Genomic DNA, 20,940 nt, shown 5'->3' with positions numbered 1-20,940 from the left:
AGAGGGCTCGAGAGTGGATCGTTGTCGGAGAGCTCCCGGGTCGTCACCGGTCCGGTGACAGTGGGAGACTTAAGTGTTCACACTCAGTCGTAGCACCGATGAACGTCCGTCAGGTCCTGCCGAAGGATGCGATTCCGAGCATCGAGACGCCGACGTTTGGAACGACCTATATCGGCGACGACGAAGACGACGTAATCGTCGTCGACGCCGCGCCACCGAAGGCGTATCCGGTCCGGATACTCGACTATCACGAGATCGTCAACGACGTGCTCGGTGTCGGTGACGAGGCGGTGCCGATCGCCGTCACGTGGTGTCCGCTCTGTGGCAGCGCAGTCGTCTACGACCGCCGGGTCGACGGCGAACCGCTCGAGTTCGGCGTCAGCGGCAAACTCGCCGACGACGACCTCGTGATGTACGACCGTGAGACCGACTCCGAGTGGAAGCAGTCCCTCGGAACGTGTATCGACGGTCGACACGAGGGGCGGCAGTTGACGGTACGTCCGAGCGCGGTGATGACCTGGCAGTCGTTTCGCGACCGGCACCCGGACGGCGTCGTCCTCCAGCCGATCGAGAACGCACGCAGCGAAGCGGCGAGCGACGACGACACGCCCGCCTCGGTCGATTACGACGACCAACCGTACGCGGGGTACTTCGACAGCGACGGCTTCGGACTGGCCGCTCACCGAACGCGCGACGACACCCGCTCCTGGGACCGATCCGATCTCGAGCCCAAAACCGTCGTGTTGGGACTCGAGTCGGACGGCGAGGCGGTCGGCTTTCCGTTGCCGTGGGTTGCTGACGCAGACGGCGTCGTCCGCGAAACGGTCGCCGGAACCGACGTCGTCGTGTTCGCGACCGACGGTGGGATCCACGCGTTCGAGAATCCGGGCTACGAGTTCGAACCGACAGCCGGGGGGCAGTTCCGCGCCGGATCGACGACGTGGGACGGGACGACGGGCGAGGCGGTCGACGGCCGACAGCTACCGAGACTCCCGGCCCGACGGCTCTTCGCGTTCACCTGGCAGGACGATCACGGTCCGGACGCGTTTTTCGGGTAGCGAGTCGTCCGCGTCGAGACGAGCGCCTCGAGCAAGGAGCGGACGGCCGGCCCACGACGATCGACGCAACGGCAGGTCACGTCGAGGTCCCGTCGTCAGTACCACCGGGAGCGGACGAGTGCACCGTCGTCACCCGGCCCTCCCTCCATCGGCGAGTTACCGGCCGAAACGTCCGATTTCGGCGACTGGCTGCGATCGACGGAAACCGTTGCGGCGGCGACGGTAGCTACTGGGCGTGTCAGCGACAAGGCGGTTCATCTTTAGTCAGCGAGGAAACCCCGCCGCTCACGGCGGGGAGGAATCTTCCGTGGTCGAGACGGATGTCCATCCCTCGAGGCCGGGGCTGTTGCCGTCGTCGAATCGGTCGCCGTTTCGATCGGTCGGCGTGTTGCTCGGCCCGCTTCAGTAACAACCAGACCCTCAAGTGTCCGCCTCGAGACAGGCGGAGAACGAAGGTGGATACCGAAGTCATTACCAGTCGAGAGAGATGACAGTCTGGTATGGCGGTCTCCGGAGCGGTTTTCAAATATTATCTGTATAAAGCGACGGAGGCGGTCGAGTTCTATCGACCGATCATGTACCTCTATTTGCTCTCCCAGGGCCTCTCGTTTACGCAGATCGTCATCATCGAGGCGCTCTACAACCTGACGACAGTTCTCGGGGAAGTACCGACGGGGTACGTCGGCGACCGGATCGGCCGACGAAACAGTCTTCTCGTCGGCTCTGCGCTCATCACGGCGACGTTAGTTGGGATCGCGTTCGCGTCTACGTTCGTCGCGTTTGCGCTCCTCTTTATCTGCTGGTCGCTCGGCTACAATTTCCGCTCGGGCACCGAGGATGCGTGGGTGTACGAAACGCTCACCGACGTCTCTGCGAGTGACGAGTTCACCCGCGTTCGCGGCCGTGGACAGTCGATCGCCTTGACCGCCGGTGTCGGTGCGTCGCTCGTCGGCGGCTATCTCGGCGGTCTCGACCTCACGTACCCGTTTCTCGCGGCTGCGTTGTTCACCGGGCTAGGACTGCTCGTGATACTGACACTGGACGAACCGACGACGTACGAGGAAAGCGACTCGAGCGAGATGGGGATCCGAGAAGCGTGGGGTGTCGTCACACAGGCCGTCGGCCAGCGTCGTCTGCGATCGTTCATCGTCTACTATTTCGTGCTGTTCTCGGCGATCACCTATCTCGTGTTCATCTTCCTCCAACCGGTATTCGAATCGGTCGTAACTGACTTCGACCTGAGTTTGAGCGTCCCCCTTCCGGTCCCCAGCAGTGACGGGTACTCGACGATCACGATCTCGACCGACAACGTCGAAACGCTTCTGGGCGCGTACTATGCAGCGATCAACCTCGTGTCGGCGGCGCTCAGCTACCGTATCAGCGTCATCGAAAAGCGGATCGGACTGCGCCGGTGGTTTATCGTCATCCCGCTTCTGGTCGGCGGATTATTGGCCGCGATGGCGTTCGTGCCACCGCTAGCACTCGTCGCGTTGTTCGTCGGCTGGGCGTGCGTCGAGCCGACGCGGGTACTCGCAGGACAGTACGTAAACGACCGCATCGAAACGCTCGGTCGTGCAACCGTGTTGAGCGCGATGGCGATGGTGAGCGCGCTCACGGTCATCCCGTTCCAGCTCGGAAGCGGCGTGATCTCGGATGCGATGTCACCGCTGCTCGCGCTCTCGGCGGCGGGCGTGATACTGGTCGTCGGCTCGATTGCGATCCTGCTCTGGGAGTCGCCGATCGAACGATCATCGCTGGGCCCGAATCCGGAGCCAGGCGAGTAAACTGCCTCGGGGCATCCGCGCTGTGTTTTCTGTGAATCGAGAGCAGACGCAGGTATCGACCTCGCGTCTAGTCTGAGCGACGTCGCGTCTCGAGCGACGTTGTTCGAAAGACTGTTCGACCCCCACCCGTATTGACATTTACATTCTGAAGTACACCCTCGGTTTCACCGAAGCGACGAAACAGCAATCGGAAAAAAGCCTCGGTGCGTCAGTGTACGTATGGCACGTACCATTACCGTCGAGGGCATGAGTTGCAGCGGCTGTGAGGAAACCGTCGAATCGGTACTCGGGGAGGTAGACGGCGTCACGTCGGTCTCCGCCGACAGCGATGCGAACACGGTGACGGTGGATGAGGACGCCGACGTCGACGCTGTGGTGAGCGCGATCGAGAACGCGGGATACAGCGCCTCAGCGTAACGCCGAGGACGCAGCTACCGGTCGATCGGATCGCGAATCCAGTTATAACAGCGGAACGTGTGCGGCTCTTTGTCCGTCGTGAGCATCTCGAGTGGAATGAACCCCTCGCCCCCTCGAGCGCCCGCCCGCCGCTCCGTGGGGTCGTCCGAGAACGTCATGAGCTTCGCGTTCAGAGAGAACGTTACTTCGAGTGTTCCGCGGTGGTCGTCGTCGGGGTCGAACGCCATCGAAACGTCACCGGCGCCGACACCGAAGATCGCGGTTTCGTCCGCCGTCGAAACGCCGACGTCGTGACTGGCAAGACCACCGCTTAAGTTTTCGAGCCACTCGCGCATTCCCTCGCGGTCGAGCGACCGGTCGAGCTCGAACGCTCCGTCGACCATCTCGCCCTCCTCGAACGTGAACTCGGGGTACTGAAGCTTTTCGTCGGGAAGAACGTGTGATTCGGTCTCGGGATCGGGTGGCTGGTCGGGAACGTCCAGTTCGTCACTGATCGCCGACCGGCTCGGTGAGTGGCACAGGTCGTCCGTTTCTGGTTGGGTTTCGTCGTTATCGTCGGTCATGATACTTATCGTCGGTCATGGTATACGTCTTCAGCGAAGTGGCACGCTGACGTTGCGTCGTCGATTTCGACTCGGTCGGGAACGTCACGCTGACACCGCTCCTCTGCGATCGGACACCGCGTATGAAAGACGCAACCGTCCGGGGGATCGACCGGACTCGGCACGTCACCCTCGAGGATAAACGCGTCTTGAATCGACGTCGTTGGATCGACGTCCGGAATTGCAGCGAGTAGCGCCTCGGTGTAGGGGTGTGACGGGGAGGCGAACAACTGGTCGGCAGGTGCGACCTCCATCAACTCTCCGAGGTACATAACGGCAATGCGATCTGCGATGTGTTTGACGACGCTCAGGTCGTGGCTGATGAGGACGTAGGTGAGGCCGAGTTCACGTTGCAGGCGCATCAAGAGGTTGATGATGCTCCCTTTGACCGAAACGTCGAGCGCCGACACCGGTTCGTCGAGGACCAGTACCCGTGGCTCCGTCGCGATCGCGCGGGCGATTGCGACCCGTTGAGCCTGTCCACCGGAGAGTTCGTGTGCGTAGCGAGTCGCGTAGCGCTCAGAGAGGTTTACGAGCTCGAGTAACTCCTCGACACGGTCTGTCCGCTCGCGTTTGGACCAGCCGTGAGCTTTGAGCGGTTCGGCGATTGCGGCCTGGATGGTCATTCGCGGATCGATGCTCGACTTTGCGTTCTGAAAGATAACACCGACGTCTGTGAGTTGCTCTGCTGACCGAGAGAGTGCGCCGCCGACTTGCTCTCCGTCGAAGGTGACCGTTCCAGCTGTTGGTGTGTGCAAGCCCGTCACGAGGTTCGCGAGCGTCGACTTGCCGCTGCCGCTCTCGCCGACGATCCCGATCGTTTCGCCCTCGTAGACGGTCAGTGAGACGTCTGACACCGCCGTTACCGACGTCTGTGTTCCGAGCAGTTTGTCGAAGAGCGAATCCTCGAGGGGGAACTCCTTCGAGACGGCGTCGAGTTCGATCACGGGGGTGGTCTCCGTCCGTTCCGCCCGCCGAGACGATGACTGAGTGCTCATTATCGTCCCTCCGGGTAGACTTCGCTGTCGATGCCCTCGTTGACTCGGTGCAGTTCACAGCATTTCGCCCGGTGGTTCTCACCGCAGTGGACGACCGGCATCGACTCGCTTCGACAGTGGGGTTGGGCATGGTCACAACGCGAGGCGAACGGACACCCATCTATGCCACCGAGTTGATCGGGAACCTGGCCGTCGATCGTTTCCAGTGGCTCCTTACGACCGGTTCGCTGTGGCATACACTCGAGGAGCGCTTGCGTGTAGGGGTGTTTTGGATCCTCGAGGATTTGCGCTGTCGTTCCCGTCTCCATAATTTCACCGCCGTACATGACGATGACTCGATCGCAGATGCCGGCGACGACGCCGAGGTCGTGTGTGATCATCAGCACCGACATGTCACGTTCGTCTCTGAGATCCGCAATGATGCGGAGGATCTGGGCCTGGATCGTCACGTCCAGAGCCGTCGTCGGCTCGTCGGCGATCAACAGATCCGGTTCGCTCGCAAGCGCGATCGCGAGCATCGCTCGCTGTCGCATCCCCCCGGAGAATTCGTGAGGATACGCGTCGAGTCGCTCCTGGGGGTTCGGAATGCCGACTTCCCCCATCAGTTCGATGACGCGCTCGCGCTTTGCTGCCCAGTCGGAACGATCGTGCATGAGTGGGATTCGCATATAATCCCGGAGTGTTTGTGTGTCGGGATCATCGTGAATCTTCAACGACTCGACGATCTGGTCGCTCACCGTGAAGACAGGGTTGAGAGTCGTCATCGGGTCCTGAAAGACCATCGAGAGGCCGCGACCGCGAACGCGGCGAATCTCTCGTTCGCTTGCAGCCGTAAGGTCGGCCCCTCGGAAGTGAATCGAGCCGTCAGTAATGGTTCCCGGGGCCTCGAGGCGCATCGTCGAGAGCGCAGTTACGGACTTTCCGCTGCCGCTCTCACCGACGATGCCGACGATTTCTCCCGGTTGAATGTCGAAGGACACGCCGTTGACTGCGTGGACGGTTCCATCGTACGTCTCGAACTGCGTGTGCAGGTTTTCGACGGAAAGTAGTGGGTCTGTCATGGGTTCAGAGTCCCTTGTTCTGGGTGGTGTCGGTGTCACGTGGGTCGAGTACGTCTCGAAGCCCGTCTCCAAGCAGGTTGAACCCGAGCACGGCGAGCATAATCGCCAGCCCGGGGAAGTTCACGACCCACCAGGCGTCCTGAAGGTAGTTCCGACCTTCGGAGATCATCGTTCCCCACTCGGGGGTCGGCGGCTGTGCGCCGAGACCGAGGAACGATAGCCCTGCCGTCCCCAGGATGACGCCTGCCATGTCGATCGTTGCGAGGACGACGACAGGACCGATGACGTTCGGGATGATGTGTCGGCCGACGATCCTGAGTCGGCTCACGCCCATCAGCTGACTCGCCTTGACGAACTCCTGTTGTTTAATCGATAATACGCTACCGCGTATCACGCGTGCGTATCTCGTCCACCCCACCACCGCAAGCGCGATCATGATGTTCGTCAGGCTGGGCCCGAGAATACCCGCGATGACGAGTGCGAGTAACAGACCGGGGAACGCGAGCAAGATATCGACGAGACGCATGAGCGCCTCGTCGACGTACCCTCCCGCGTAGCCGGCTGTCACGCCGACTGCGGTACCGATCGCAAGCGAGATGCCGACGACCGCGACGCCGATCTGGAGGGAAATTCGTGCCCCGTAGAGGAGCCTCGTGAGGATGTCACGTCCGAGCTGGTCGGTTCCCATCGGATGCTCGAGCGAGGGGGACTCGAGGCGGTTCTCGAGGTTCTGCTCGGTCGGATCGTGGGGCGTGAGAAACGGTGCGAAGACGGCGCTGAAGACGATCGTAACGACGATCACCATTCCGACGACGTTCAACGTGTTCGAACGGAACTGGCGCGCTTTCCGCGAGTGATAGAGCGAGTGGATCCGCTCACGGCGCGTCGGCTCGACCGGCGACGTCTCCCCGCGCGTGGATTCGCCGCTCATCGGTCACCACCTTCGAAGGAGATCCGGGGGTCGACGTATCGGTAGGTGACGTCGACGAGAAAGTTCGTCACGACGAAGAAGACCGCGATAACCAACACGAGGCCCTGCACGATGGGATAATCGCGTGCGAAGATCGAATCGATGAGTAAGCGACCGAGGCCGGGACGCTGGAAGACGATCTCGACGATAACCGCGCCGTTCAGCAGGTAGCCGAACTGCAATCCAACGATCGTGATAACCGGAATCAGCGCGTTCCGAAGGGTGTGTTTGTACACGACGACGCGTTCACGGAGGCCCTTGGACCGGGCGGTTTGAATGTATTCTTCGTCGAGGACTTCGAGCATTGATGATCGGAGTAACCGCGTGATGATCGCAGCCATTCCCGTTCCGAGCGTGATCGCCGGCAGAATCAACTGGTCGAAACTCCCGTACCCGGACGTCGGTAGGAGACTCAGTTGAATCGCGAAAACCAGCATGAGGAGGTAGCCGAGCCAGAAGTTCGGCATCGAGAGACCGAGAAGTGCGGCGAGCTGGCTCCCGTAGTCGAGCGAGCCACCCTTGTGGACGGCGCTAATGACACCGGTCGGCACCGCAATGAGCAACGCGACGACCATGCCAGCGACGGCCAACTCGAGTGTCGGCCAGAGGTTGTCGATGATGAGCTGGGAGACGGCCGTGTCACTGTAGTAGGAGTTCCCGAGATCCCCCTGAAGAACCCCACCGATCCAGTCGAGGTACTGTAACGGGATCGGGTCGTCTAACCCCTGGGCATCTCGAAACTGCTCGATCGCCTCCGTAGACGGTGTTTGGCCGCCCATCTGTTGTCGCAGGATCGTTTCAGCAGGATCGCCAGGCGTAAAGAACATCAGTAAGAACGTGATGATCGAAACACCAGCCAGGACGAACCCGGATGTGCCCGCGCGACGAAGAACGAATTTCCACATGGCAGAGAGATTATTCCCAGTGCTCGAGTGACGTCCAGCGCGAGAACTGCGGAATTGCGCCTAGCTCCAGTCCGTCGATGTTCTCGTGACACGCGGCGATGAACTCGCTGTAGTACAGCGGAATCGTGACCGCTTCGTCCGCGATGTGGTGTTGTGCTTCCATGTAGGCGTCCGCTTTCGTATCCTCGTCCGCCGTCTGGAAGCCGGTCTCGATCAACTCGTCGACCTCTCCGCCCAGGTTGTGCAGGCCGGTTCCTTCGTCGCGGTAAAGGCGTTGATTGACGTCACCGTCCGAGTGGAACCCCTCGTAGATGATGTAATCGGCGTCTCCGCTGTTCGACCCGCTCTCTTTCAGTATCAGGTGGGCTTCCCCGTCGCGCTCTGCTTCCGAGTAGGCGGCGCGCTCGAGCACCTGGATCTCCGTTTCGACGCCGATACTGCTGAACGAGCCCTCGAGCACTTGCGCCATCTCGCTGCCATCGACCATATCGTTCGCCACGAGAATGCTGAGCGTCTCGCCGTCGTAGCTCGATTCGTCGACGAGTTCAGCCGCTCGATCATCGTCCTTCTCGTAGGTCTCGATTTCGTCGTGTGCCGACCAGTAGATGATCGGGGAAATCGGTCCACGAGCGGGCTCGCCGACTCCCTCGAGAACGGTGTCTACGATCGTCTCCTGTGAAATCGCGTGATTCAGGGCGCGTCGCAGCGTTGTGTCGTCTGTCGGGGATTTATGAAGGTTGATTCCAACGTACCCCGCACCCGGTCGACTTTGTCGCTCGAGGAACATCGAATCGTCCTCCTCGATCGAAGCGATTCGGCTCCGTGGTGGAGAGAGCGCGATGTCGATCTCTCGGTTTTCGAGCGACAGCGCTCGCGTGTTCGGGTCCTCGATGACGCGGAAGACGAGTTCATCGAGAACGGGTTCCTCGTCCCAGTAATCCTCGAAGGCGACCGTCTGGACTTCCTGTTGCTGATCGATCGCATCGACCATGAACGGGCCGGTCCCGATCACGTTGTCCTCGGTGTGATCGCGGTCGGGGTGTTGGATCGCGACCATGTTGTGAGCGATCGTTCCCGGGAAGGTTGGGAACGGATCAGTCGTGGTAAACTCGACGGTGTAGTCGTCGAGTGCGACCGTACTGCCCGATTCGATGTGGAGCCATCCCGGTGCCCACGCGTGTTCCTCGAGGATCGCTTCGATCGAGAACACGACGTGATCGGCGACCATTTCCTCGCCGTTGTGGAACTGTACGCCTTCTCTGAGCGAGAACTCCCAGACCGTTTCCTCGACCTGTTCCCAGTCGGTCGCGAGCCACGGTTCGAGTTCCATCTCGTTTGAAACCCACACGAGCGGCTCGAGGATGTTCGTCCAGTACGGTGTAACTCCCCCGTAGTAGTTCCAGTCGTCCCTCGTCGGATCATCGTCGAGGGCAATCGTCGCACTCGGTAACTGCTCCTGTTCGTCTCGATCCGGTTCGCTCGGCTGACCCTCGTCGTCGGACCCGTCGGATCCGCCGAGACATCCAGCGAGCGCAACTGCGCTCACTCCACCGAAGCCTTTCAACATTCCCCGCCGACTAGCTAAAATTCTACTGTGTGGCATTCTTTCTCACTTGGCTACTGATACCAACAGAACTGGATCGGCGGTATATAAAACTATACCCTCCGGGGGCCGGTGTATTTATAAGTGAGAGAGGATATACCCCTTCGTAGAATTAATTTATTAATCTAAGGTTAGATAAATAGTCATTCGAAGCCCCAATCCGAGATTTGGGTTCGTAATCAAAGGTAAAATTTGTAAAGGGATTTATATCTCAACCTACCACATAGGTATATTACATTTTTTGTCAGCGAGTTAGTTCGAGATACGTCCTAATAGACCGAGAGCGGTGCAATTCCAGCGGGACCGCCCTGGAAGTTAAGGGGATACGACGGCACGGAGATCGCAGTTGAGACAGGATACTAAGTACTCCGCCTAAAAATCCTAACTATTGAATCCGATATCGAATTATAGGTAATGTTTATTATCTATGCCTATCAACTCGGCGGGTATGCACAATTTCGATGAAACTGATCTCGAAATTCTTCGGCTTCTGGCGAAAGACGGGCGAAGACCCTTCAAAGAAGTCGCCGAAATGGTCGAGCTTTCTGCGCCTGCAGTTTCCGAGCGTGTCAGCAAACTCGAAGAGCAGGGCATCATTCGGCAGTTTACTATCGATATCGACCGGACACAGTTGCGTCGGAGTCTTCCACTTCTTGCGACTGTTGATGTCAGACCGGAGTGTCTAGATTTGATCCGTCAGCAACTCGTCGCAACCCCTGAAGTCGAGTACGTGTATACGACGATCGAATCGAATCTCGTCTTCCACGCAAACGCTCCCGAGACGAACCCTCGAGAGTGGATCCTCGAGCAACTCGACCCGTCGATGATCGTCAGTTACGAAGTCGAACTCCTCGCAGACACCGAGCGCTCGTTCACACTCAGCGGGGCAGAGTTCGCACTCTCGTGTGCAGAGTGTGGGAACACCGTCACGAGCGAAGGGGTCGTAACGAGAATCAACGGCGAAATCAAGCAGTTCTGTTGTCCCTCCTGTGAAGAGCGGTACGAAACCCAGTTCGAGCGATTACGCGAGCGTGCGGAAAATGAGTGACCTGTCACTTGGATCTGGTCCAAACCGAATCCTGGAGATTCACAGGTTCGTTAGCCTGTCGGTGGACTAATGTTCCCGAGGGAGGGACTCATCCCGCCGGTCATCCTGAAGTATTATCTCTACAAGGCGACGAAGGCCGTCGAATTTTACCGGCCGATCATGTATATTTACTTCCTTTCTCAGGGGCTCTCATTTACACAGATCGTCATCCTCGAGGCCGTGTACAACCTCACGACGCTCTTGGGGGAGATTCCGACCGGATACATTAGTGATCGCGTTGGAAGGCGACCGTCGTTACTGATCGGAACGGTTCTGATCACGGTCACGCTCGTCGGAATCGGATTGGCGAACTCGTTCGCCGAGTTGCTTGTTCTCTACGTGTTCTGGTCGATGGGGTACAATTTCCGCTCGGGAAGCGAAGATGCGTGGTTGTATGATAGTCTCACAGATCTCTCCGAAAGCGAGCGATTCGCACACGTTCGTGGACGAGGTGAAGCGCTGGCACTCGCAATCGGTGCAGTCGCGTCCGTCGTCGGCGGGTATCTGGCCGGGTTCGATCTATCGTACCCGTTTTTCGTCGCTGCAGCGATCATGGGCGTCGGCATCGTCGTCGTTCTGAGCATGCCCGAACCGAGGAGTTACCGGGTACAGGGTAGCGATTCCTTGCAGTTCACAGAGTCAATTCACATCATTCGTCAGACCGTGGAAAATCGGAGTATCCGTGCGTTCATCCTCTACTATTTCATTCTATTCTCTGCAGTGTTGTACGTCACCTCGATCTTTCTCCAACCGGTGTTCGAAGAGGCCGCCCTCGAGATGGGCGTTCCTCGAGGGCAAGTTGAGCCACTACTTGGGTGGTTTTATGCGGTGGTCAGTCTCTTGTCTGCTGCCCTGAGTTACAACACAGGTATCATTCATCAGAAAATCGGTATCAAAGGCTGGTTCCTGACGGTGCCGTTCGCTGTCGGACTCGGGCTCAGTAGTCTCTGGTTTTTCCCGCTATTCGCGATCCCCGTGTTGCTGTTCGTCCGTGCCATCGTCGAAACGTCGCGCTCACTTGCGATACAGTACATCAACGATCGGTCGGGCACGACCGGTCGGGCTAGCGTGTTGAGCGCGATGGCGATGGTCAGCTCTGTGACGGTCATTCCGTTCCAGTTGGGGAGCGGGATCATATCAGATGTTTTCACCCCAATCATCGCACTCTCTCTTGCGGGTATCGTCTTAATCGGAGGCTCCACACTACTGATAGCGGTCAGTACGCCCTTTGCTCCGCCTGAGTCGGCTAAAGGAACGCCCTCTAAGTAGGTTCGGAGATGAGCAGCAGATTCATTGCCCAATTGTAGATAAATTGGGGAGCCAAATTCAATTTATTTATGTTTTGTTGGTTTCGACCACATTAGCAGCCCCACTCCTGCTGCCAGCGTTCCATTTCTGCAATCTCAGCTTCTTGGACTTCGATTACTTCTTCGGCTAACTCGGCTATTCGGGGCGCCTGTCCTTCCTCTAGAACGTCCTCCGCCATCACGATTGCACCTTCGTGGTGGTGAATCATGTGCTCGACGAAGAGACAATCGAACTCGTGGCCCTCCGCACACTGCAGTGTCTGCATCTCCTCGGGCGTCATCATACCCTCCATCTCGTGGTGGTCCATCTCGTGGCCGTGGGCGTCGGCACCCGCCTCCTCGAGCCACTCGTGCATCTGTTCGATCTCTGCTTCTTGCACTTCGATGATCTCGGGTCCAAGTTCACAGAGTTCTTGGCGATCGGTACGTCCGGGAACGAGCTTCGACATTTCGATCGCCTGCTCGTGGTGAGGAATCATCATCTGCATGAACTCGACATCTGCGTGGTTGAATTCGCCATCATATTCATGCTCATGATGGTCATCATCCTCGGAGGGATCATCGTAGTGGCCATCGTCACTCTCGTTATTCGTGTCTTCGTGTTCGCCCTCATCGGCCGCGGTGTAGCCGATAAAGCTAACTGTGGCAGCCGTACCTGCTAGATACATGAAGCGGCGTCGGTTTGTGGATTTACTCATGGTATTCTCACGGTTTGAATCGGGAGGTGATGCTCAACGCTCCCGGTTCACGCAGTAAACCGCCGGGAGTGGACATTATTATTGGCAGTGTATGAGCCGAAGTCAATTAGTGAGGTGTGCCCTGAAACCACCTTACAGAACCGCACCGATTAGTGAGGTGTGTCTCCACAGCTAGAAAATCTGTTTTGGCGTCAAGTAACACGAGAATTATGTGTTGATTCGTAGTGGATGCTCCATGGGCGGAACTGCGGTCCACGCGATAAGTATCCCCTTTGCGGTTGCCGCTGGTAGCGGAGCTAGCCTTTCAGCGTACCTCTCGTGGCGAGTTTTCCGCGACTCACCGGTAAGCCACGTCATGGGTGCGTTAGCGATCGCAATGGCGGTTATGACGTTTTATCACGTGCTGATAGTTGTATATCCCGGTTCAGTGGCCCTTGAACTAGTGGGAGGTGGCAAATATATAGCGTTGCTTGGTATTTTGGGGATACTCGTTAGTCTACAGCGGTGGACGACGATTCCGTTACAAGAGTACGATTCGTCATTTCTGCTCGCTGCGACAGGCACGGGCGTGTTCGTCGGCGGCGGGTTGTTAAGTGAGGTCTTTGCCCCACAGTCGGTTCACTGGGTGCACATGCTCGGTGCGGTACTGATCTTGATCGGCTTTTGTCGCCTCGTGAGACGAGATTCGACGCACGATCACTGGTTCAGTGCCCTGGTTGCAGACCCCGAACGTGTCCGATCCCGGGCCGAGTGGATGAACCCGCTAGACGATCGAATTCTCGAGGTCTGCTCTACTTCTGACCTCGTCCTCACTCCCGCAATAATCGCATACAACACCGGGTATAGTAGAGGCGAGGTTAATCGCCGACTGAGCGCATTAGAGGAACACTCTCTTTTAGAGCGGGTCGATCGAGGAAAGTATCGAATTACGTGTGAGGGACGACAGTATCTCTACTCGGTTGAAAGAAAGGAAGATACGTAAATCGTCTCTCGCGATTTCGGTGATACCGCAAAGTGGGCGGTGCTCGGTTCTCTCATCGAATTTCGCGCCACTGCGTCGTTCTCGTTTTCGAAAAGTGCGGATAGGAGTCTCCGCAATACACCCTCGAGAGAGTCTCAGTTCAGGTGATTGTCCGAGTCGTGAAACCCCTCGAACGCCGGTTTCTCGGCTTCACTCGGCGAGAAAACGGTGACGACGTCGTTCGGACGAATTTCGGTATCTCCGTGTGGAGTGATCACCGTGTCGTCGCGTTCGATCGAGATGACCAGTGTCTGGTTGTCGAACACGTCGTCCTGGGCGGCCTCTTCGAGGGTCAGTCCCGCGATCGGTGCGTGCTCCTGGACGGTCATCTCGATGATCTCCGCGCCGCCGGTCAGGCTAATGTAGTCCGCGAGCGGCTCCCGGCGGCTCCCGTCGATCGGTCCGTACGGCGTGTACGGAAAGTCGTGTTCCTGTTGCATGAGGAACTCGTCTTCGATATCGACGCCCAGCTGTTCGAGTTCTCTCCCGATTCGACGCAGATCAGCCGTGTTCGTCCCAACAGCGAGAACGTGGAGATTCATCCGCCCACCCATCAGCTCTCGAACGTTGATCACACCCGGTATCGTTCCGATCTTTCGAGCGGCTCCTTCGACGTCGCCGAACGGTGCGTGACAGAGAAACAGATTCATCAGTGAGCCGTCGGCGTGCTCGAAATCGATCGTTGCGTGATAGCCTTCGATAACGCCGTGTTCTTCTAGCTGAGCGATCCGGTTTCGAATTGTTGCTCCGGAAACGCTGACGTCCTCGGCGATTGCAGGAGCCGACGTGTTTCGAGCGTCGACCATCAGCGAATAAATGATCCGTCGATCGATTTCGTCGAGACGATAGGCCCCGCCGTTCTGTTCGCCCATACGGTGGCTTCTCGAGGGCGGAATAAGAATCTATGCCAATATCGGCCCCGAAAAATCCACTGCGTGTGGTTTTTGAGACAGAGCTCGAGCGCATATCCGCATCATCAGTCGTGAGCGTTCTGTCAAGCTCCGGATACTCGGCATGCTTTTTCTGTAGACTGCGTGGTCTCAGGGCTGTGCATCGGGATTCGGAAGGACGATAACCGGGACTCGATCACTGTCGATGAGGCTCTTGGTTTTGTTTCCTGTGAGGAATCGCGTGAGGCGACTGCCCTCTCGAGGCACGAACGCAATCGCATCCGCGGCGGTTTCTTCAGCGGCGGCGAGAATTTCGTCGATAACGTCCGTCCCGTATCGAATTTCGGTCGTCACCTCGAAGCCCGCGCTCTCGAGGGACCCGGTCACGAAATCGAAGATCGCTTGCGCCTGTTCCTGTCGCGCTTCGAGCGGTGCTTTGTCGGGGGCACCGCCGCCTTTCTCGATGACGTGGACGGTGTGAAGGGAGGTGTCCGTGCTGAAAGACCGTTCGATGGCTTCGCACGTCGTCTTTGCATCGGTTTCGTTTGCAACCGGGACGAGGATTCGCTGTGCCGATCCAAGCGCGGTCGAACGGTCCTCGGTCGGCTCGTCGTCTGTGTGAGAGGAAGGCATACGACGAGTTCCGTATCCGCACCGATATACCTTTCTGATTTCTAGAAACGAAATTGGGCTGGTCGAAATTAGCGATGTGAAAAAACGATCCGGTAGGATTATAAATCCGAGGACGGTACGAGGCCGATATGAACCGGACCCCAGGTGGGAGTTCCGACCGTTCGCCCTGGTTTCTGTCCCTCGAGGTCGGTCGAGAATGAGCGACCAGGGAGCGGAACTCGCTCGCGATCTGGGCTTTCTCGAGGCGTACACGCTGGGCCTGGGAACGATGATCGGTGCCGGAATCTTCGTGCTTCCGGGGATCGTCGCCGAGAGCGCCGGGCCGGCGAGTATGATCTCGTTCGTCATCGGCGGACTGGTCGCGCTGCTCGCCGCGCTCTCGCTCTCAGAACTCGCGACGGGGATGCCCAAAGCCGGTGGAAGCTACTATTACGTCAATCACGCGCTGGGGAGTTTCTTCGGGACGATCGTCGGCTGGGGGATGTGGGCCGGATTGATGTTCGCGACGGCCTTTTACATGCTGGGATTCGGTCAGTATCTCACGAACCAGCCGTCCGATGCGCTCGTCGTGATCCTGGCCGGGCTCGCGATGGCCGCCGTCCTCGTCGCGGTCAATTATCGCGGCGTCAAAGAGACGGGATCGCTCCAGAACGTGATCGTCATCCTCCTCGTCGGGCTGATCTTCGTGTTTATCGCCGTCGGGTTAGTGAACCTCGAGCCGGGTCTTCTCGATCCGTTCGCACCTGCTGGATGGGGTGCTGTCGGTGCGACTGCGGGGACGGTGTTCGTCACGTTCATCGGTTTCGAGGTGATCGCCACCAGCGCGGAAGAGATCAAACGACCGGGACGAAACCTTCCACTCTCGATGATCGCCGCAGTTGTCACGCCAACGATACTGTACGTGCTGGTTATGCTCGTGAGTACCGGCATTCTCCCGGTTCCGGAACTGGCTGACTCGGAGGTTCCGGTCGCCGACGTGGCCGCTGCGGCAGTCGAGCAGTTCGGATTGCTTTCAGTCGGTGGATTCGCCGTCGAACTCTCCGTCGTGGGCTCGCTGATAATGATCGCGGGCGCGATTCTGGCGACCGTCTCCTCGGCGAACGCATCGATTCTCTCGGCGGCCCGCGTCAATTACGCGATGGGGCGCGATCGGATCCTGACGAACTGGCTCAACGAGATTCACGACCGGTACCGGACCCCCTATCGAGCGATCGTCGCAACGGGGGTCGTTATCCTCGTCCTCATCGCGAGTCCGTTGCCCATCGCCACGCTCGCCGACGTGGCGAGTTTCATGTTCCTGATCACGTACGCCCTCGTTCACGTGGCCGTCGTCGTCCTCCGACGGGCGAAGCCGGCCGAGTACGACCCCGACTTCGAAATTCCACCGGTACTCTATCCCGCCGTCCCGGTTCTGGGTTTTCTATCCTGTCTCGCAGTGATGGTCCAGATGGACTGGACCGTCCAGGTGATCGGCGCCGGTGTCGTCGTCGTTGGCGTTCTCTGGTACGCGTTCTATGCCAAAGAGAAGGCCCTTTCGACGACGCTCATCGGGGAAGCCGTCGCGCCGAGTGACGCCGAGTCGGCCGTCGACGACGCCTATCGAGTCATCGTTCCGGTCTCGAACCCGCGGACGGAACGTCAGCTTATCAAGTACGCCGCAGCGAGTGCTGCAAACCGCGACCGGCCGGGTGAACTGGTTGCAGTCAACGTCATCGAAGTGCCCCCACAGATGTCCCCCTCTCAGATCGAATTCGAGGAGGAACGAGTCGAGAACCAGCGAATACTCCTCGAGAACGCGCGCACTATCGCGACCGATCTCGACGTGGCGGTCCGAACCCGCGCGATCGTCGGACGGAACGCGGGGAACGCACTGTTATCGGCCATCGAAGATGAGGACGCAGATCACGTCTTGCTCGGCTGGGCCGGCGAGCGACGAAGACGAGACGTCCTGTTCGGCTCGACGATAGATCCACTCCTCGAGCGGGCCCCGTGTGAGGTGACGTTAGTCAAAGAGCCGAGCGAAAGCCCGGGGAACATCGTCACACTCGCAGGCAGTGGTCCGCACGCTCCCGTCTCCGCTCGTCGGGCCGGGGAATTGCGGCGGGCGTTCCCTGAAAGCACGCTAACGCTCCTCAACGTCCAGTCGAAGGGCGATATTGACGACGACCCGATCGACCGCGGCACCGAGGTGATCACCGAGGTTGCAATCGCTGCGGATCTCGAGGAGCACGAATACGAGCCTCGTGTCGTCGTCGCCGATGACGTCCGCGACACCCTGGTCGAAGAAGTCGCCGAGTACGAGACGATCTGTGTCGGTGCGACGGGAACGAGTACCGTCGCGCAGACGCTGTACGGCTCGATTCCACAACAGCTCGTCCGGGAAAGTGATGGAACGGTTATAATGGCACGCGGAGAGAACAGGGCACCACGGACGTTCCGGCAGGCGGTCATACAGCGGTTAGAACGGTGAACAGGCTATGGACGTAAGCGTCTCTCCGATACGTCGCAATCATCCAGTCTGCAGGAGGGATCAATGCGCGTCGTGATCGTCGGAGCGGGGAAGGTTGGTCAGTCGATCGCGTCGAACTTACAGGCGTCTCACGACGTTATCGTGATCGACAAAGACGACGACACCGTCGAAGAACTCACGTACTCCTTTGACGTGCTCGCGGTTCGCGGCGACGGGACCGAAAGCGAAACACTGCGGAGTGCGGATATCGACGAGGCGGACCTCGTAATCGCGTGTACGGATAGCGACGAGTCGAACGTCGTCATCTGTGGCGCGGCAAAAGCGATGAGCGATGCGTTCACCATCGCGCGGGTCAGACGTCGCACGTTACTCGAGACGTGGGAGGTGTCTGAAGGGGCCTTCGGTGTCGATTTCATGGTCTGTACGGATCTGCTGACCGCGCGGACGGTGTTCAGAGTGGCCGGTCATCCGGCGGCGAAGGACGTCGATATCTTCGCTAGCGGACTCGTCCGCATGGCCGAGTTCGAGATCGGACCGGATAGCAAAATCGGTGGACTGACCGTTCGCGAGGCAGACCAGTACGACACACTCACCTTCGCGGGCGTTTTCCGAGATGATGACATGATCGTCGCAGAGGGCGATACACTCCTTCAGACCGGCGATCGGATCGTTGTGATCGGAAGCCCCGACGCCGTCAGTGCGCTTGCCAGCGACATCGTCACACCGGACCACAGGAGTACCGAAGAAATCGTGATCGTCGGTGCCAGCGAGATCGGCCTGCAAGCCGCTCGCGAGTTCGAAGAACACGGATACCAGCCACGGCTGATCGAACAGGATCCCGACCGGGCGCGGGAGGCGGCGGAAGCGTTACCCGGGACGACGGTCCTGGAAAGCGATGCGACCGAGGTCGACTTCCTCCGGCGTGAACACATCGACGAAGCAGACGTTCTCATCGCTACTCTCGGCGCCGACGAGCAGAATCTACTGATTTCGCTGTTAGCGCGACGACTGGGTGTCGACAGAACGGTTGCCGTAATCGAGAACCTCGAGTTCACCGGTCTCTTCGAGGCCGTCGGGATCGACGTGGCGATCAACCCCCGGGAGGAAACCGCCGAAGAGATCATCCGATTTACCCGTGCGGATCGAGCCGAGAAAATCGCGATGCTCGAGCACGACCGGGCCGAGGTAATCGAGATCGAAATCGACGAAGAGAGCGTGCTCGCGGGACGGCAGATTATGGACTCGATGACGGACCTGCCGGACGGCGTCGTCATCGGCTCGATCTCTCGAGACGGCTCGCTCGTCACACCCCGTGGGACGACCGTCGTCGAACCGGGCGACCATGTCGTGGTCTTCGTCGACGCAACCGCCCTCGATACGGTGGTCGAGGCGATCTGAATGCGACACCATCTCCGCGTCGACTGGCGAGCGGGGCTGAGTCTCGTCGGAACGCTTCTGGTGTTGCTCTCGCTCGCGTTCGTCGTTCCCATCGTCGTTGCGCTGGCGTACGGCGGAGAGGACCTGTGGGTCTTTCTCGTCTCGCTCGTCCTCACCGCCGGCTCCGGGCTTGTCCTCCGCCGACTCGATCCCGATCCGGCGCCTGGTGCTCGAGAAGCGTTTTTCGTCGTCGCGGTCACCTGGCTGCTCGCGGCATTCTTTGGGGCGCTGCCGTACGTTCTCGCGGGAAACGGTGCGATTGCACACCCGGTCAACGCCCTCTTCGAGAGTATGAGCGGGTTTACGACGACGGGTGCAACAGTGATGGAGGACATCTCTTTCGAGACACACTCACGACCGATTCTGATGTGGCGCCAATTGACCCAGTGGCTGGGTGGGATGGGAATCATCGTCCTCGCCGTTGCGATCCTCTCTCAGATGGCCGTCGGTGGGGCGCAGTTGATGGAGGCTGAGACGCCCGGACCTGGCGTCTCGAAACTCACGCCGCACATCGCCGAGACGGCGCGCGTGCTCTGGCTCGCGTACATCGGGTTCACCGGCCTGTTGATCGCGTTGCTGTACGGGTTGCATCTACTCGGCTACGCACCGGGTATGGATCTGTACAACGCCTTCGCTCACGGATTTACCACGCTCCCGACCGGCGGCTTCTCACCGGAAGCCAGGAGCATCGAGGCGTTCTCACCCGCCGTCCAGTGGCTGATCATCCCGTTCATGTTCATCGCGGGCGTCAACTTCGTCCTCTGGTGGTACCTCTTTACCGGCGATCCGTGGACGCTACTGGGTGATACCGAGTTCCGCCTGTACTTCGGGGCGGTGACGACGCTCTCTCTCGTCGGCACGCTCATGCTCTTTCTCGACGCCGGTTTACAGACCGCAGAAACGGGCCAGATCGGCGGAAACCTGGAACGGTCAGCACGCTACGCCGTCTTCCAGATCGTCTCGCTCACGAACTCGACGGGGTACGCGAACATGGACTTCGATACGTGGGGGACTCCTGCGAAAGCGCTGTTGTTCTTCGTGATGTTTATCGGCGGCAGCACGGGGTCAACCGGCGGCGGCATCAAAGTCCTCCGCTGGCTTGTGATCCTCAAATCGCTTCGCCGTGAAGTGTTCACGACGATCCATCCCGAGGCGGTTCGTCCCGTTCGAATGAACGGAAGAATTCTCGACGAAGACGCAGTCCGGGGTATTTACGCCTTCACGATCCTCTACTTCGTGCTGTTTTTCGTCGGTATTCTGCTTCTCGCGATCGACACGTCGCTGGTCGGCTACGAAATCGGAACGTTCGACCTCGTGAGTGCGGTGATCGCCACGCTCGGTAACATCGGCCCGGGGTTCGGCGTCGTCGGTCCGATGGGCGGCTACGGCGACTTCCCGACGAGTTCGAAACTCCTGATGGTACTGTACATGTGGATCGGTCGACTCGAGATATTCCCCGTTCTCGTCCTCCTGACCGTCGCCTACTGGGAGTCCTGAGCGAGGTCTTCCAGCGCGAACCTCCACGGCCGGTGCGATCTTTCCCGGACTCGAGGAACCGCCACTCCCCCTCGTCCGTGGCTTCCGATAACGATCATGTCGTGCGCCGAGTCTTCAGTATGCTCGATAGTTACGTGCTCCGGCGTTCCAGTGTCGGTTTCGGCAGCCAGCTCACGATCATGCGCCTCCGAGAGGTCCATCGCCTCATCGAGGATCGTCCGGCCTGTCCCTTCGGCTTCGCTTACAGCAGGGATCCGCTCGTCTACGTCCGTAAATACCTCCCTGTAGCCTTCCGGGACTGGCACGACGTTGAGGGCAGTAACGTCGACATCGGGGAACTTTTCGAAGGTGTATTCTAACGCGTTCTTCGACGGCGGTGATCCGTCGTACGGAACCAGGATCTGGTCAGCTATGTGTTAACGTTCGCTAGCCACAAGTATACAACATCCACATTGACACATCGGTAGCGGAACTTCACGACTCCAGTCGTGGGCCGACATCA

19 protein-coding genes are annotated in these 20,940 nt (G+C 59.1%); 9 read left to right on the top strand and 10 right to left on the bottom strand.

The features are described 5' to 3' along the window. The first annotated feature begins 98 nt into the window (after positions 1-98). From NMQ11_RS17705 to NMQ11_RS17695, 3 genes are all read left to right on the top strand, one after another. Complete coding sequence (locus NMQ11_RS17705; RefSeq protein ID WP_255171024.1) at positions 99-1,058, top strand: DUF3179 domain-containing protein; 960 nt, start codon at positions 99-101, stop codon at positions 1,056-1,058. Between the two features lie 500 nt (positions 1,059-1,558). After that, positions 1,559-2,842, top strand: coding sequence for an MFS transporter (locus NMQ11_RS17700; protein WP_255171023.1), 1,284 nt, complete (start codon positions 1,559-1,561; stop codon positions 2,840-2,842). 219 nt (positions 2,843-3,061) lie between these two features. Further along, complete coding sequence (locus NMQ11_RS17695) at positions 3,062-3,259, top strand: heavy-metal-associated domain-containing protein (RefSeq protein WP_255171022.1); 198 nt, start codon at positions 3,062-3,064, stop codon at positions 3,257-3,259. Positions 3,260-3,273: 14 nt separating this feature from the next. Here the strand turns inward: NMQ11_RS17695 and NMQ11_RS17690 are convergent, their stop codons facing one another. The 6 genes from NMQ11_RS17690 to NMQ11_RS17665 are packed head-to-tail and all read right to left on the bottom strand — an operon-like array spanning position 3,274 to position 9,398. After that, complete coding sequence (locus NMQ11_RS17690; RefSeq protein WP_255171021.1) at positions 3,274-3,822, bottom strand: hypothetical protein; 549 nt, start codon at positions 3,820-3,822, stop codon at positions 3,274-3,276. A gap of 5 nt (positions 3,823-3,827) precedes the next feature. Then, positions 3,828-4,859 carry an ABC transporter ATP-binding protein gene (locus tag NMQ11_RS17685; RefSeq protein ID WP_255171020.1) on the bottom strand — a complete coding sequence of 344 codons (1,032 nt, stop codon included), beginning with the start codon at positions 4,857-4,859 and terminating at the stop codon, positions 3,828-3,830. Continuing rightward, on the bottom strand, positions 4,859-5,920 hold the full coding sequence (locus NMQ11_RS17680; protein ID WP_255171019.1) for an ABC transporter ATP-binding protein: 1,062 nt from the start codon (positions 5,918-5,920) through the stop codon (positions 4,859-4,861). The genes NMQ11_RS17685 and NMQ11_RS17680 overlap by 1 nt, the downstream gene beginning before the upstream one ends. Before the next feature lie 4 nt (positions 5,921-5,924). Then, positions 5,925-6,851, bottom strand: coding sequence for a nickel transporter permease (nikC, locus tag NMQ11_RS17675; RefSeq protein WP_255171018.1), 927 nt, complete (start codon positions 6,849-6,851; stop codon positions 5,925-5,927). Then, positions 6,848-7,795 (bottom strand): nickel ABC transporter permease, encoded by a 948-nt coding sequence (gene nikB, locus NMQ11_RS17670; RefSeq protein ID WP_255171017.1) that lies wholly within the window; start codon positions 7,793-7,795, stop codon positions 6,848-6,850. The genes nikC and nikB overlap by 4 nt, the downstream gene beginning before the upstream one ends. Positions 7,796-7,805: 10 nt before the next feature. After that, positions 7,806-9,398: an ABC transporter substrate-binding protein gene (locus tag NMQ11_RS17665; protein ID WP_255171016.1), complete on the bottom strand. Its 1,593-nt coding sequence runs from the start codon at positions 9,396-9,398 to the stop codon at positions 7,806-7,808. 448 nt (positions 9,399-9,846) lie between these two features. Between NMQ11_RS17665 and NMQ11_RS17660 the strand changes: the two genes are divergently transcribed. Both NMQ11_RS17660 and NMQ11_RS17655 read left to right on the top strand, forming a co-directional pair. Continuing rightward, positions 9,847-10,446, top strand: coding sequence for an AsnC family transcriptional regulator (locus NMQ11_RS17660; protein ID WP_255171015.1), 600 nt, complete (start codon positions 9,847-9,849; stop codon positions 10,444-10,446). Positions 10,447-10,515: 69 nt separating this feature from the next. Beyond that, positions 10,516-11,754, top strand: a complete 1,239-nt coding sequence (locus NMQ11_RS17655; protein WP_255171014.1) for an MFS transporter — start codon at positions 10,516-10,518, stop codon at positions 11,752-11,754. 91 nt (positions 11,755-11,845) lie between these two features. Here the strand turns inward: NMQ11_RS17655 and NMQ11_RS17650 are convergent, their stop codons facing one another. Next, positions 11,846-12,490, bottom strand: a complete 645-nt coding sequence (locus tag NMQ11_RS17650) for a DUF305 domain-containing protein (RefSeq protein WP_255171013.1) — start codon at positions 12,488-12,490, stop codon at positions 11,846-11,848. A 235-nt stretch (positions 12,491-12,725) separates the two neighbouring features. Here NMQ11_RS17650 and NMQ11_RS17645 point away from each other — a divergent pair, with 235 nt between their 5' ends. Then, positions 12,726-13,472 carry a helix-turn-helix domain-containing protein gene (locus tag NMQ11_RS17645; RefSeq protein WP_255171012.1) on the top strand — a complete coding sequence of 249 codons (747 nt, stop codon included), beginning with the start codon at positions 12,726-12,728 and terminating at the stop codon, positions 13,470-13,472. 134 nt (positions 13,473-13,606) lie between these two features. Here NMQ11_RS17645 and NMQ11_RS17640 read toward each other — a convergent pair whose 3' ends face one another. Next, on the bottom strand, positions 13,607-14,383 hold the full coding sequence (locus NMQ11_RS17640; RefSeq protein ID WP_255171011.1) for an Lrp/AsnC family transcriptional regulator: 777 nt from the start codon (positions 14,381-14,383) through the stop codon (positions 13,607-13,609). A gap of 168 nt (positions 14,384-14,551) precedes the next feature. Next, entirely contained in the window at positions 14,552-15,034 is a 483-nt protein-coding gene (locus tag NMQ11_RS17635; RefSeq protein WP_255171010.1) for a universal stress protein, read from the bottom strand. Positions 15,035-15,230: 196 nt separating this feature from the next. Here NMQ11_RS17635 and NMQ11_RS17630 point away from each other — a divergent pair, with 196 nt between their 5' ends. From NMQ11_RS17630 to NMQ11_RS17620, 3 genes are all read left to right on the top strand, one after another. Further along, complete coding sequence (locus NMQ11_RS17630) at positions 15,231-17,504, top strand: amino acid permease (protein WP_255171583.1); 2,274 nt, start codon at positions 15,231-15,233, stop codon at positions 17,502-17,504. A 63-nt stretch (positions 17,505-17,567) separates the two neighbouring features. Next, on the top strand, positions 17,568-18,902 hold the full coding sequence (gene trkA, locus NMQ11_RS17625; RefSeq protein ID WP_255171009.1) for a Trk system potassium transporter TrkA: 1,335 nt from the start codon (positions 17,568-17,570) through the stop codon (positions 18,900-18,902). After that, on the top strand, positions 18,903-20,438 hold the full coding sequence (locus NMQ11_RS17620) for a TrkH family potassium uptake protein (protein WP_255171008.1): 1,536 nt from the start codon (positions 18,903-18,905) through the stop codon (positions 20,436-20,438). Here NMQ11_RS17620 and NMQ11_RS20250 read toward each other — a convergent pair. After that, entirely contained in the window at positions 20,423-20,836 is a 414-nt protein-coding gene (locus tag NMQ11_RS20250) for a universal stress protein (RefSeq protein ID WP_425607724.1), read from the bottom strand. The two genes, NMQ11_RS17620 and NMQ11_RS20250, sit on opposite strands and share 16 nt — an antisense overlap. Positions 20,837-20,940 lie beyond the last annotated feature (104 nt).

This window comes from Natrononativus amylolyticus (assembly GCF_024362525.1).
Lineage (GTDB): Archaea > Halobacteriota > Halobacteria > Halobacteriales > Natrialbaceae > Natrononativus > Natrononativus amylolyticus.
This window is presented reverse-complemented; position numbering and strand designations above follow the sequence as displayed.

Bases quoted from the DNA above. Each gene is read 5' to 3' on its own strand.
- NMQ11_RS17645 (WP_255171012.1), top strand. From the start codon at position 12,726: ATGGGCGGAACTGCGGTCCACGCGATAAGTATCCCCTTTGCGGTTGCC.
- NMQ11_RS17635 (WP_255171010.1), bottom strand. From the start codon at position 15,034: ATGCCTTCCTCTCACACAGACGACGAGCCGACCGAGGACCGTTCGACC.
- NMQ11_RS17650 (WP_255171013.1), bottom strand. From the start codon at position 12,490: ATGAGTAAATCCACAAACCGACGCCGCTTCATGTATCTAGCAGGTACG.
- NMQ11_RS17690 (WP_255171021.1), bottom strand. From the start codon at position 3,822: ATGACCGACGATAACGACGAAACCCAACCAGAAACGGACGACCTGTGC.
- NMQ11_RS17655 (WP_255171014.1), top strand. From the start codon at position 10,516: ATGTTCCCGAGGGAGGGACTCATCCCGCCGGTCATCCTGAAGTATTAT.
- nikB (WP_255171017.1), bottom strand. From the start codon at position 7,795: ATGTGGAAATTCGTTCTTCGTCGCGCGGGCACATCCGGGTTCGTCCTG.
- NMQ11_RS17705 (WP_255171024.1), top strand. From the start codon at position 99: ATGAACGTCCGTCAGGTCCTGCCGAAGGATGCGATTCCGAGCATCGAG.
- nikC (WP_255171018.1), bottom strand. From the start codon at position 6,851: ATGAGCGGCGAATCCACGCGCGGGGAGACGTCGCCGGTCGAGCCGACG.
- NMQ11_RS17660 (WP_255171015.1), top strand. From the start codon at position 9,847: ATGCACAATTTCGATGAAACTGATCTCGAAATTCTTCGGCTTCTGGCG.
- NMQ11_RS17640 (WP_255171011.1), bottom strand. From the start codon at position 14,383: ATGGGCGAACAGAACGGCGGGGCCTATCGTCTCGACGAAATCGATCGA.
- NMQ11_RS17695 (WP_255171022.1), top strand. From the start codon at position 3,062: ATGGCACGTACCATTACCGTCGAGGGCATGAGTTGCAGCGGCTGTGAG.
- NMQ11_RS17700 (WP_255171023.1), top strand. From the start codon at position 1,559: ATGGCGGTCTCCGGAGCGGTTTTCAAATATTATCTGTATAAAGCGACG.
- trkA (WP_255171009.1), top strand. From the start codon at position 17,568: ATGCGCGTCGTGATCGTCGGAGCGGGGAAGGTTGGTCAGTCGATCGCG.
- NMQ11_RS17665 (WP_255171016.1), bottom strand. From the start codon at position 9,398: ATGCCACACAGTAGAATTTTAGCTAGTCGGCGGGGAATGTTGAAAGGC.
- NMQ11_RS17680 (WP_255171019.1), bottom strand. From the start codon at position 5,920: ATGACAGACCCACTACTTTCCGTCGAAAACCTGCACACGCAGTTCGAG.
- NMQ11_RS17685 (WP_255171020.1), bottom strand. From the start codon at position 4,859: ATGAGCACTCAGTCATCGTCTCGGCGGGCGGAACGGACGGAGACCACC.
- NMQ11_RS17620 (WP_255171008.1), top strand. From the start codon at position 18,903: ATGCGACACCATCTCCGCGTCGACTGGCGAGCGGGGCTGAGTCTCGTC.
- NMQ11_RS17630 (WP_255171583.1), top strand. From the start codon at position 15,231: ATGAGCGACCAGGGAGCGGAACTCGCTCGCGATCTGGGCTTTCTCGAG.